This is a genomic window from Lysinibacillus sp. NPDC096418, from assembly GCF_044762775.1.
In the GTDB taxonomy this organism is placed as follows: domain Bacteria; phylum Bacillota; class Bacilli; order Bacillales_A; family Planococcaceae; genus Lysinibacillus.
This window is the reverse complement of sequence record NZ_JBIWEY010000001.1, coordinates 386,291-398,808: the sequence shown is the minus strand read 5'-3', so window position 1 is coordinate 398,808 and position 12,518 is coordinate 386,291. Positions and strand designations below refer to the sequence as shown.

The 12,518-nt window shown below is 38.4% G+C and carries 10 protein-coding genes and 1 pseudogene; 7 read left to right on the top strand and 4 right to left on the bottom strand.

The genetic code is table 11. From position 1 onward, the window contains the following. The first annotated feature begins 3 nt into the window (after positions 1-3). Both ACIQZG_RS01870 and ACIQZG_RS01865 read left to right on the top strand, forming a co-directional pair. Positions 4-1,005: a FecCD family ABC transporter permease gene (locus tag ACIQZG_RS01870; RefSeq protein ID WP_402753451.1), complete on the top strand. Its 1,002-nt coding sequence runs from the start codon at positions 4-6 to the stop codon at positions 1,003-1,005. After that, complete coding sequence (locus tag ACIQZG_RS01865; protein ID WP_402753450.1) at positions 1,002-1,847, top strand: ABC transporter ATP-binding protein; 846 nt, start codon at positions 1,002-1,004, stop codon at positions 1,845-1,847. Before ACIQZG_RS01870 ends, ACIQZG_RS01865 begins: the two co-directional genes overlap by 4 nt. A gap of 88 nt (positions 1,848-1,935) precedes the next feature. Here ACIQZG_RS01865 and ACIQZG_RS01860 read toward each other — a convergent pair whose 3' ends face one another. Together ACIQZG_RS01860 and sspI are read right to left on the bottom strand one after the other, a co-directional pair. After that, positions 1,936-3,315, bottom strand: a complete 1,380-nt coding sequence (locus ACIQZG_RS01860; protein WP_402753449.1) for an FAD-binding oxidoreductase — start codon at positions 3,313-3,315, stop codon at positions 1,936-1,938. A gap of 83 nt (positions 3,316-3,398) precedes the next feature. Then, positions 3,399-3,608, bottom strand: coding sequence for a small acid-soluble spore protein SspI (sspI, locus tag ACIQZG_RS01855; protein ID WP_402753448.1), 210 nt, complete (start codon positions 3,606-3,608; stop codon positions 3,399-3,401). Between the two features lie 214 nt (positions 3,609-3,822). Here sspI and ACIQZG_RS01850 point away from each other — a divergent pair, with 214 nt between their 5' ends. The 4 genes from ACIQZG_RS01850 (at position 3,823) to ACIQZG_RS01835 (ending at position 8,954) form a co-directional block, all read left to right on the top strand. Then, on the top strand, positions 3,823-4,368 hold the full coding sequence (locus ACIQZG_RS01850; RefSeq protein ID WP_402753447.1) for a sigma-70 family RNA polymerase sigma factor: 546 nt from the start codon (positions 3,823-3,825) through the stop codon (positions 4,366-4,368). Between the two features lie 349 nt (positions 4,369-4,717). Beyond that, entirely contained in the window at positions 4,718-6,907 is a 2,190-nt protein-coding gene (locus ACIQZG_RS01845) for a putative bifunctional diguanylate cyclase/phosphodiesterase (protein ID WP_402753446.1), read from the top strand. Between the two features lie 693 nt (positions 6,908-7,600). Next, positions 7,601-8,065, top strand: coding sequence for a competence protein ComK (locus ACIQZG_RS01840; protein ID WP_402753445.1), 465 nt, complete (start codon positions 7,601-7,603; stop codon positions 8,063-8,065). 124 nt (positions 8,066-8,189) lie between these two features. After that, positions 8,190-8,954, top strand: coding sequence for a TrmH family RNA methyltransferase (locus tag ACIQZG_RS01835; protein ID WP_402753444.1), 765 nt, complete (start codon positions 8,190-8,192; stop codon positions 8,952-8,954). 368 nt (positions 8,955-9,322) lie between these two features. On the opposite strand, the pseudogene ACIQZG_RS01830 reads toward ACIQZG_RS01835, so the two are convergent. After that, positions 9,323-9,478: pseudogene (locus ACIQZG_RS01830) on the bottom strand (Spo0E family sporulation regulatory protein-aspartic acid phosphatase); the annotation flags it as partial. Positions 9,479-9,737: 259 nt separating this feature from the next. Next, complete coding sequence (locus ACIQZG_RS01825; protein WP_402753443.1) at positions 9,738-10,928, bottom strand: M14 family metallopeptidase; 1,191 nt, start codon at positions 10,926-10,928, stop codon at positions 9,738-9,740. Between the two features lie 150 nt (positions 10,929-11,078). Between ACIQZG_RS01825 and ACIQZG_RS01820 the strand changes: the two genes are divergently transcribed. Then, positions 11,079-12,428, top strand: coding sequence for an FAD-binding oxidoreductase (locus ACIQZG_RS01820; RefSeq protein WP_402753442.1), 1,350 nt, complete (start codon positions 11,079-11,081; stop codon positions 12,426-12,428). Positions 12,429-12,518: the final 90 nt, after the last annotated feature.

Genomic DNA, 12,518 nt, shown 5'->3' with positions numbered 1-12,518 from the left:
GAAATGAAGAAATGGAAAGTTGCATTGTTATGGTTGCTACCGATTGTAGTAGCAATCATTTCACTGGGTGTAGGTCGTTTCGAGGTAGGGATTGAACATATTTTGAAAATCCTCGCTTCTCAAGTGTTCCCAGTTGAACAAACGTGGACACAAATGGAAGAAACCGTTGTGATGAATATTCGCTTACCACGGATCTTGCTAGCGCTACTTATTGGTGGTGGCTTAGCGATTGCGGGGGCAGGGTTTCAAGGCATGTTTGGTAATCCACTAGTATCGCCTGATATTTTAGGCGTTTCGGCCGGTGCAGGTTTTGGGGCTTCTCTAGGGATTTTATTATTTGGACAGAACTTTGCTGCACAAGTAATGGCTCTAATTTTCGGGCTTGGTGCGATTGGATTTACATTTTTAATTGCTGGTGCGAAGAAAAATGCACAAATGTTTATGTTTGTGTTAGCAGGTGTCGTGACGTCAGCGTTGTTTAACGCATTGATTTCACTGACAAAATTTGTAGCGGACCCAGAGGAAAAGCTCCCAGCGATTACATATTGGTTGATGGGGAGTCTTGGCACAGCGACATATAAGGATTTATATATTGGTGGCCCACTTATTTTAATAGGTATTTTACTATTGTATTTATTACGCTGGCGCTTGAATATTTTAACCTTGCCAGAGGACGAAGCAAAATCAATGGGGATTCCAGTGGTCCGTTTAAAATGGATTGTGATTTTTGGAGCTACATTGATCACCGCTGCTTCAGTAGCTGTAGCAGGAATTGTTGGCTGGGTTGGCTTAATTATTCCTCATGTAGCGCGAATGCTCGTTGGGAATAATAATCAGAATGTGTTGCCCGTGTCAGTTGCCATTGGTAGTGTGTATTTACTAATCATTGATAATTTGGCTCGCTCGATAACAGCGACGGAAATTCCGTTATCTATTTTAACAGCGATTATAGGTGCACCTTTCTTTGCTTATTTATTACGCCGTTCAGGAGGTGGATGGGGATGAAAATTGAAGTTGTGAATGGCAACTATCATTATGAGAAACGTCGAAAAAAATTCCCGGATTTATATGCAAGAAACATCAATTTCACCTTAGAACCTGGAGAAATTATGGCGATCCTTGGGCCGAATGGTGCAGGGAAGACGACAATGCTTAAATGTATTACAGGTCTACTTGAATGGAAGCAAGGTGAAACGCGTATTGATGATAAGGCACTTACGTCGATTGATCGTAAAGAGCTATGGAAGCGTGTTGGCTACGTACCGCAAGCACATAAAATGGTGTTTGGTTTTTCTATTGAGGAACTAGTAGTGATGGGACGTGCCCCATATATTAGCACACTTGCGCAGCCAACAAAAAAAGACTTGGAAGCGGCACATGCAGCACTCGATACAATTGGTATTTTGCATTTGGCGAAAAAGTCGTGCAATGAGGTGAGTGGTGGTGAGTTACAACTGGCACTTATTGCACGTACGCTTGTATCAGATCCAGAAGTTCTAATATTAGATGAACCAGAATCGCATCTCGATATACAAAAACAAATTGTTATTTTACAGACGATTAAACGTTTATCGCAAGAACGTGGCATTTCATGCATCATTAACACCCATTATCCAAATCATGCGTTTTACTTGGCGGATTTTGTACTCATGACGGCAAAGGAAAAGGATGTTGTCTACGGTAAAGTTCAAGATGTGATGACAGAATCCCGCATGAAGGAATTTTTCGACATTGAATTAAAGAAAATTATTTATGAGGAAGATGATTATTTAGTTGAAACAATGGTACCGCGAGCACTTGGTACAGAGCGAAATCTTAGTAGTTGTCGCTTTAATGATTTTCAGTAGAAAACACGGCCTTCTGTTTTAAGAGAGGCCGTGTTTTTAAGTGGTGAAATGTTATAGATTAACAAAGTTTCTCTCTTAATTTGAGAAACTACATCGTGAAAATTTTTCCTGGATTCATAATATTATGAGGGTCAAGAGCGGCCTTAATGCTTTTCATGACAAGTAAGGAAGCACCATGTTCTGCCGCTTGGTACTTCATCTTGCCGATGCCGACACCATGTTCACCTGTACATGAACCGCCACGTAGCAGTGCAAACTGGACAATATGTTCATTGAATTCATCGGCCCTTGCTTGCTCTTTTGCATCCGTTGGGTCAAGCATGAGTAACGCGTGGAAGTTGCCATCACCTACATGTCCAACAACTCCACCGGCAAGACCAACCGTCTCTAGCTGTTCCCGCGCATATAAAATTGTCTCAGCAAGTGCGGAAATTGGTACACAAACGTCTGTGGACATTAGTTTTTTTCCTGGATATGCATGAATATAGGCATAAGCAAGACTATGACGGGCTTCCCAAAGCTTATTGCGTGCGGCATTGTCGGTTTCAAAGGTAATTGAGGCGCAAACATAGTCCTCAAAAATTGCGGTAGTAAATTCAATATCTTCTTGCATACCTGCTTCATTTCCGTGGAATTCTAAAAATAAAGTCGGTTTTTCTTCATATGTAGTTTCATTGTAAACATTAGCTTGCGCTATAGAAGCTTCATCGACGAGCTCAACACGTCCGACCATAATCCCAGCTTGCAACAAGGCAGTGACTGCGCTAACAGCTTCACCAACTGTCGGAAAAACAGCACGCCCAGCAGTCACAAATTCAGGAATCCCATAAACCTTTAATGTCAACTCTGTAAAGCAACCAAGTGTACCCTCTGAGCCTACGAATAAACCATTTAAGTGATAGCCAGAAGAAGATTTTGCCGCCATGCTACCTGTATGGATAACGGAGCCATCTGCCAGCACGACCTCTAAATCACGTACTTGGTCACGCATAACGCCATAGCGTACAGCTGTCGTGCCACTAGCATTTGTTGCAGCCATCCCACCAAGTGTCGCATCAGCACCAGGGTCTACAGTAAATTGCAAACCGTGTTTTTTCAATTCTTTGTTGAGTTGAGCACGCGTGACACCAGGTTGCACTTTTGCAAGCAAGTCTTCTGGACGAATTTCTAAAATTGCATTCATTTCTGAGAAATCAATAGAGATTCCACGTGCAATAGGAATGGCATTGCCCTCTAAACTCGAGCCAACGCCAAATGGCACGACAGCTACACATGCTTCATGCGCAATTTTTAAAATCGCGCTCACGTCAGCTGTCGAGCGGGGAAATACAACGATATCTGGCAAACTCGCTGCATGGTGAGATTCATCTTTTCCATGCAATTCACGTACCGTTTTATTCGTAGATACTTGCTCGTCCTCTAAAATACTTTTAAGTTGACCTACTATTTGATCAATGACAATAGTCATTTCACTCGCCTCCAAATAATTCTGATAAATCTAATTTATCATGCTATTGGAAGGAATGAAATGTATGAATACATAAAAGTATGCTAGTGTGCAAATACTTTTTCTAGCTTTTGGGTAAAGGCATCTCGTTCTGTAGGGCTTGATTGTTGCCACCACTTTTCGAAAAATACACCAAGACCAGGTAGTAGATGTTCTTCACCGCGTGCAATCGCATCCTCTACAATGTCCTTAAATTCGGCTGCTGTTTGACCATTTACATTTGTTGTAATAGCATCTCTTATTTGAAAGTTCATCTTAAATCGCCTCCTTAGTAATAATTTGTCCAGGCTTTCAAAAATTATGTATGTAAAGTACTAAAAAAACTTATGATTTACAAAATTTCACTTAGTAAATTGCTGTTTTAATATGAAAAAATATTATAAATAACCTTAAGGAAATACGCTAAATCAGCCATTCGTCATCCGTTTTTATCCAGGTTACGATGGAGTCACCTAGGAATAATTGATTGTGCACAGTCGTCAGGATGGACTAATGATTGATGCGAAGGAAAAAAAGATAGAGTTGTCGCCAGAACAACCGTTTGAAGAAGTATTAGAGCTAGTGCAACCAATGATTACGACGATTTTATTGAAATGCCATGTTTATAAAAATTATGACTATTATCGTCATATTGCTGCTATCGGAGTATGGGAGGCGTGGCAAAAAGCTGATCCTACAAAAGGTAAGTTTTCTTCTTATATTTATACTACTGTTAAGGGGCGTATTATGCAGGAGCTTACAGTTGAAAAACGTTATGTGAGCAACTGTACGCTGATGGAGGATGAAACTTTGAACGTCTTAAGAACACATGACGGATTACTAGAAGAAGGGCATTCCACTGAATTAGTAGAAATGCTTTTTGAGTCTTTGACAAAAGAAGAGGTGAAATTACTTCAATTATTCTATTTAGATGGCTATAACTATAGGGAAATTGCTCTACAACTATCTGTGTCAGTGGATGCTGTAAAGAAAAGACGGATGCGAATTATAACCAAAATTAAGGGGGTTTTATAGGTATTTTTAAATAGAGAATAATAAAAAAAAACATCCTAATGCTCTTTATGATAGAAAAATGGGATGTTTTAATAAAATGTCCACAAGGGTTAGGAATAGTGATATTCTGTAGATTGTAAATTGATATCTCAAAAAGAGTAAAATATCAACCATTTATTTGCATCTGATAAAGAAGTAGTTGCTTTGCGCTACAAGCAACTACTTTCAATTATAGAAAGTAGTTGCTTTGCGCTACAAGCAACTACTTTCTATAATTGAAAGTTAAAATAAATTGAGAATTTTAAGATTTAACTATGCTCATCGCGAGTTAATCTTAGATGTGAAGGATTTTTACTATGGAGGAATAGTATTGGAGAAAGTTCATTTTAATAGAGACATCGAGAAAAAGGAGCTAGGCTTTATTTTCATGCCACTGCTACTACTTCTGCCAATTTTATTTTATAGTGAGCAATTATATGGTGTTTTCAAAGATGAACATTATATTTATTTTCATTTAGCCATTCAGATACTAGTCATCGTTTTTGCAATGGCCATAGCTATACAGACTTGGTTAATATTTCCACATTTAAAGTTTGAGCGTACGCTATACACAGGCGTCTTTTTCTTTACGATTGCCTTATTCGAATGGATTAACATCATTGAAGTGCATTCATTTGTTTCAGACTATGGTTTACAAACATCCTACCTTTCTATGTGGTTACACCTTATAATACGTCTGTTATTAGCGGGCGTCTTTCTCGTGATAATCATGAAAAACCAAACGCAGTTACAATTGAATCAGCGCTTACTTACATATGGAAAAGCTTGTATTCTTTCGATTTTTACACTGATAATACTTAGTAATCCACCTGTTTTTTTGCAGCCGTTTATTGTAGAAGAGATTCAACAACCACAATGGCAAAATGTTTTGCAATTGTCTGCAACAGGCATACAATTAATCGTTCTTGTGATTTTAATGAAAAACTATCATCTTGCACCTAAGCGTGCTGGTTGGCTAGCTATTGCATCCCTGTACTTGATTGTGAGTGATGTATTATTTACTGTATATCAAGATCCATACGCGTTTGGGCATGTTCTTGCGCTTGGGTATAAAATCTATGCTTTCTTCTTTGTCATTAAAGCGATTTATTTTGGCTTCGTGGAGAGGCCTTATCAACAGCTTTTACAGATTCAGAAAAATTTAGAGCAGTCGGAAAAAGAGTTGTATCATCAAGTGTATCATGATGATGTGACGCAGCTTGCAAACGAACGCTTTTTATTGAAAACGTTGAAGGTAGATTTACAAACAGGCAATGAGCCAAAAGCAGTTATTGCAATAGAGATTGATCGCTTAGCGACAATTCGTTCATCCCTAGGTATTAGCTATTCCAATAAAATGTTAAAGCTTGTGGCAGATAGAATCATTAGCGTGTTACCAGTGCATTTTTTTGCTGCTAAATTACAGGAAGATCAATTCGTTATTTATATTGGCCAATTTAAAGCGAAGGAAGAATTGATCCTATTTTGTGAAACATTAAAAGGCGTCATGCTGAAGGATCCAGTGCAAATACAGCATTACTCCTTAAATGGAGATCTAAATATTGGAATCGCTATTCAAACAGAAGAGTACATTTCTGAGGAAACTTTACTAATGCAGGCTCGCTTAGCGATGAAAGAGGCAAGTCGTTTTCCGAAGCGCTTATTATTTTATAAGCCGAGCATGTCTGATGGCGTTGCCGACCGACTTCTTCTCGAACAAGAGCTACGTCAGGCACTAGCAAATAACGAGTTTCATCTTGTATATCAGCCTCAGGTCAATTTGAAAAGTGGGAAAATTGAGTCTGTGGAGGCACTTGTACGGTGGCAACATCCTACACGTGGTTCCGTTTCTCCATGTGTATTTATACCAATCGCCGAAGAATCAGGGCTTATCATTCAACTCGGAGAATGGGTATTAGAAGCGGCATGTTTGCAGGCGAAAGAATGGCAAAAACAAGGTTTACCAAATATGAAAGTGGCAGTTAATCTATCACTCGGTCAGTTATTTCAGAAAAATTTAGTCAATATGGTAGAGGATATTTTACTACGAACAAAGCTAAATCCATGTTATTTACAACTCGAAATTACAGAGAGCATGGCAATGAATATTGACGAAATGACACTATTACTACGGGAATTGAAATCCCTTGGTATCCAAATAGCTGTCGATGACTTTGGGACAGGGTATTCATCGTTATCTTACTTAAAAGATTTTCCGATTGATTGCATTAAAATCGATCGTGCCTTTGTACGTAACATTCAGCATGATAAGAATGACGAGGTACTTGTGTCCATGATTCTTTCGATGGCCAAACATTTATGTTTAAAAGTTGTCGCAGAAGGCATTGAGGACATTGAACAGCTCTCTTTTCTTTTAGAAGGAGAGTGTGATTACATTCAAGGTTATCTATTCAGTAAACCAATTGCAGCTAAGCAACTTGAAAAAACTATTGATGAACTCCATCTTCATGCGGAAAATATACTTAATAGTTTTAAAAGTGTAGAAGAATATTCAATTTAGAAAGCTATCTTCCTCTTTAATATTGGAGAGTGAAGATAGCTTTTTTGCGGGAATTTAGATGTACTATACAATAAGAAAAGAGTGCCTAATTAATTTGCAAGTGTAAAAAATACTGGATAAATTGCAGAAAAATGAAATTTTATGTAAAAATATATTGAAAATTCTGATAACTGATTTTATAATGAAGGTGTAACAAATAGAGATGGAGGTGGTTATCGCAAAGAGTAAAGAGAGAATTCGTGAACGATTAGGATATTTGAAATGTGGCGGTAGTTAGTCGGTTGGAAGTATGAAACTGTTTTTGGGTTAAAAACAAGCAAGGAATGAACACCAGTAGCTGTATGGGTTTCCTTGCAATTTAAACAATGAGGAGGCAAGACCGTATTGTCAAAAATACAGCGTCTTCAAAAATCCCCAAGTATTCGACATACATAATCTTGTTGAGTAATCAACCAGCGCGTTGAAAGGACTCGTTAGTAAATCGAGAGCGGGTGTCAACAGTAGAAAGTATACAGAACTAATCATTATTTAGTATCGTGATTAGTGAGTCGACAAGATGTGAAGACCTCAATTCAAATGTATGTGAATGGTCGCCTGCAACATGCAACACATCGAGAAGTTAAGTACAGAAAACTGACGCATTAAGCCGGTAAGTTGAACCGATTTTAGGGGAATTTGACAACGGAATATGAAATGGAGGAAATAAAATTCATAAAAGAAAATAGAGTATACGCAATTGCACCATATTATATGGGCGGATATTCTTCTGTATTGATTACAGAGAAGGGAAAGTTGTTTTCGAAAAAGAGTGTGTCTGAAATTATGAATCGCTTTTGTATTATGAATGGGTCGACATTAGATGGGTGTATTCGAGCAGCGCGTGAAACTACAAATTATGTAAAGAATCCACCAATTATGTTGTCAGCAAAAGGGTTGTATGCGATGCAACTACCAAGTTTCGAATACAGAGAAGCGGTTTGGATATTTAACTTGGACTTCCTGACGCAAAAGATGGCTAATGGCCCGATGAGAATTGTCTTTCAAAACAATTACTATGTTGAAGTAGATGCTTCTGTAGCCAAGTTACAAACATACCTTTGGAAATTACTTGAGATGAAACATTTATTCGATCAGATTACACCAGACTATTTAAAATAAGCGCATCTGTGAATCCCACATTCTTGCTAAAGGGGTTCACTTTTTTTTCGCTTCATATGACACTCGGTGCTCGGTACTATATAATAGGGGACAGTATATAAAAAAAGGGCGGTAAAGAAATACAATGAAAAGAATTGAATCGACGCAAAATACATTAGTTAAATACTGGAAAAAGTTAGCAACAACTCGCAAAGAACGGGAACGTTCGGGTGAATTTTTAGTAGAAGGCTTCCATTTGGTAGAGGAAGCGTTGAAAAATAAGGAACAGGTGCTGCAGTTAATTGTACGAGAAGATGTTGATTTACCAATGCTTTGGCCAATTGATGATGTAACGTTGGTAGAAGTAACGCCAGCTGTTGCCAAGGAATTTGCTGAAACAGAAACGACACAAGGTGTGTTTGCCGTTTGCAAGCAACCAACGGCAGTTGCAGACTCGATGTCTACTTGGCGCAAGGTTTTACTTGTAGATGCAGTACAAGATCCGGGCAATATCGGTACGATGATTCGTACAGCAGATGCGGCCGGACTAGACGCAGTTGTGCTTGGCAAAGGTTGTGCAGATCTTTATAATCCGAAGACACTTCGTTCAGCGCAAGGCTCACATTTCCATATACCAGTTGTACGTGGTGATTTAGAAGACTGGATTGATGTGCTTCAAGATAATGGCGTTCCAGTGTTTGGTACAGCACTTGACGAAGATGCCGTGCCTTATAGTGATATTCAGCATGGTGGCGCATTTGCGATTATGGTGGGCAATGAAGGTAGTGGCATTAATCCACAGTTGCTTTCAAAAGCAGATCAAAACATGATTATTCCTATCTTTGGACAAGCTGAATCGTTAAATGTTGCTGTTGCGACAGGTATTGTCCTTTATGGATTTGCAAAATAGAATGGGTTAATTGAAGAAATTAATTAGTATAACATGATGCGAGTCTTTTCTCTGTAAATTTGTAATATAGAGAAAAGACTCGCTATTTTTATGTCTGTTGATGAACCAATTATATGATGAAAGTAGGTAACTGATTTTTAATAAAGAATCTTCGTATTTCTAAGGTTAAACTCTAAGCTGCTTTCTCTACTTCGTTTTTGAAGGTAGTGGATTTACAAATATTTTCGAAAGAGTCATATGGCTAAATTCCAATCAACTAAAAAGAAGACACCAATACGTGCGCTGAAGATGAAAAAGAAATATTTTAATAAGTCGTTAATTGAGGATTCCCTATTCAAATCATCTGATTTAGTAGCCATTTTAGAAGTTTGGGCCGAATATTTATTGAGTAAGTCATCTAATTCTTGACTATAGTGTACTACTTGGGGATGTGTGAATCCTAAATCTTTGGCCTTTTTATACATGATCTTTCTTTTAATCTCAATTTCAAATTTCAAAATATGTTTCCATAATAAACTGATCACGATAATTTCTCCCTCTACTTTTGTCTAATATTTGGAATGATTGTCTGATATTTAAATCAGCCTTTTCATTCTATAACACTTAAAATGAAAAAAATGTCATAATGTGTGCTAGGAATAATGTTTCACAAATTTGTCACATATGAAGAGGAGAGAGATGAATTAGGATCTTAAGTTGTATAAATTCGCTATTTAAATAATATAAAAACATCTTTTTTGTATATTGATGATATGTGAGAGAGGTCGAATTTTGTTCTTTTGTTTATGAATATAATGCTGAAAGAAAAATCCCCAAAGCTTCTTCGTAGATTTCATCGAATTGCGTAAGTGGGAGCGGATTTGTCCCGCTTCCAAGCTCAATTGTGAAACCAGGTCTCCGCCAGTCTTGGATGAACCAATCTTTATAGCCTGCGTAACTACCGGTAGCTTGAGCTGGCACGTATCCACTAACTCTTGCAAACTCTTTGGCAAGTATCTCATTTTCAGGGGGTTCAAGGTTTTCAAAACCCCAGTAAATTACTTTCCCTTGTGTATGAAATGCAAGCACTCTTGCAAAATCCATGCGCCTTGTAAGGTCCGCCATTGCAATGGCCTCTGGCTCAGATAAAGGTTTTTCCCCACCGTAATCTCTTGGACCTGGCTCCTTTGGATTTCTGGCACTTTCCAACTCCCACTTGGCAGGGAATTGATCGTTCAAATCTACACCTCTAATATTTGCTTTCCATCCTGAGAAGTCTAGGTTTCCTTTATTCCATTCAATCACTTGGCTATGCCACGGCTCAGTCTCTGGAGGTCCATTTATCACTAAATCTACACCGTCTGGATTGACCATTGGCACAATGGAAAGTTTCGTTTGTTGGTAAAGAGGAGCTGTAAAAAGACCACGAATGGGTTGCTGGTTCGTGAGGGAAAGCAAATAATCATTTAAGAAGGTCATAATAATTGGTGTTGTAATCCATTCATTTGCATGAAATGATCCATTATAATGAACGCGTTTAGCCCCGGTTCCAATCAGTACTTCGGGTATTTCCTTACCCAAAACTGAATTACCGATTGGAGGGGTTTGTAAGAATGGATAAACGGATAGTAATCTTCTAATGTCCTTCATCATGATGGAGTAGTCGTAATTTTGCTTTCCATTTACAAGCCTTGAAGTAATTCTTTTTGGTACTCGAATTGTCTGCCCAATTTGCAAACGATTTGGATCAAAATTAGGAGTCACAAGAAAAAGTGCATCTAGCGGAAGGTTTCTGCTAAGGGCAATTGACCATAAAGAATCTCCCGCTTGTATGTGATAATTAGTGGCTACAAACCCTGGTATTTGCACTGTTTGCCCTACTTGAAGTTCTTGAGTGTTAATGGTCCGGTTGGAGTCGATTATTAGTTGAAGAGGTACCTTAAACAGTTGGCTGTAATACCAAAATGAATCCCCACGTCTAACAAATATTTTCATGTGTTACTCTCCTTAATATTGAAAAGACTCAATTATAAAAGTATATGTAAAAAAGTAACGTTTGTTATTGGAAATCAAAATCAACCTTTCGAAAAGGTGTTGCATAGTATGTAACATACAATCAACATCATTTGAGAAGGGGGTTATAGATTGAAGAAGGCAAAGCTGACAGGAAGAATTGTTACCCCTGATGATCCTAATTATGAGCAGGCAAGAACGAATAATAATTTAAACAATCCTAAATTTCCAAGTAAAATTGTCTTTTGTCAAAAAAAGAAAGACGTCATCAATGCATTGCGTTGGGTGCAGGAAAATAATGAATCATTTCGAATCAGAAGTGGTCGGCATAGCTATGAAAATTTTTCATTAGTGAGCAAGGGCATAATTATTGATGTCAGTGAGATGAACAAAATCGTGGTCAATCCTGCAACAATGACGGCTAAAGTCGAAGCCGGTGCTAATTTAGGGAAAGTTTATCATGCATTATGGGAACACGGTTTGACGATTCCAGCGGGTACTGAAAGCAGTGTAGGGGTGGTTGGTTTGACGCTTGGTGGTGGAATCGGGATGTTGTCACGGCCATTTGGGTTAACTTGTGACAATTTGATTGAAGTTGAAATGGTTAGGGCTAGTAGTCATTTAGGGGCAGAACTCATTACAGCAAACAAACATACGAATAGTGATTTATTTTGGGCTTGCTGTGGAGGTGGAGGCGGTAATTTTGGCATAGTCACATCTCTTACATTCGAGTTACACCCCATAATGGATGTATCCATCTTCTCTATTTCATGGGGGTGGGAGGATTTCGAGATTGCCTTTGATGCATGGCAACACTTTGCACCCCACACTGATGAAAACCTAACGTCACAAATCGAATTAAAATCAAAAGAAGTTGGTGAAATTGTAGCGCAAGGCATTTTTGTAGGCTCTCCGTCCAAATTGAAAAAGCTTCTTAGACCTTTAAGGAATGCTGGAACCCCAACAAATGTATGGATTAAGGAAGTCCCGTACATCAAAGCTGTCAAATTTTTTGACGTACCAAGTGGCAATCAACCGGCCCTCCGCAAGCGCTCAGGATCTTTTATTGAAAGAACACTTCCGCAGAAAGCCATAATGGAGATGAAAGAGTTACTAGCAAACGCGCCAAATCGAAATGCAACTATATGGCAGCAATCATTGAGGGGAGCAGTAGGAGAAATTCCTTCAAGTAGCACGGCATATTTTTATAGAAACGCGCTTATCGCCCAAGAGTACCTGACTATATGGGAAGATCCTGAAGAAGAACAGCAAAACATTCGTTGGATAGAAAAAGTGAGGACCACATTGTCCCCTTATACATCAGGAGACTATGTGAACTTTCCAGATCTATATATTCAAGATTGGCCAACTGCGTATTATGGACGGAATTTTAGACGCCTTCGAGACGTGAAAACGAAATACGATCCTAAAAATGTATTTCAGTTTCCTCAAAGCATTCCTCCTAGTAGGAGATGGTTGTAGATAATATTTTCAAAAACAATCTTGTATGCGTTGTTTTTCTAGTTATGTAATGGTTTGATTAACCCCGCCTTTTAAATAGGGCAGGGGTTT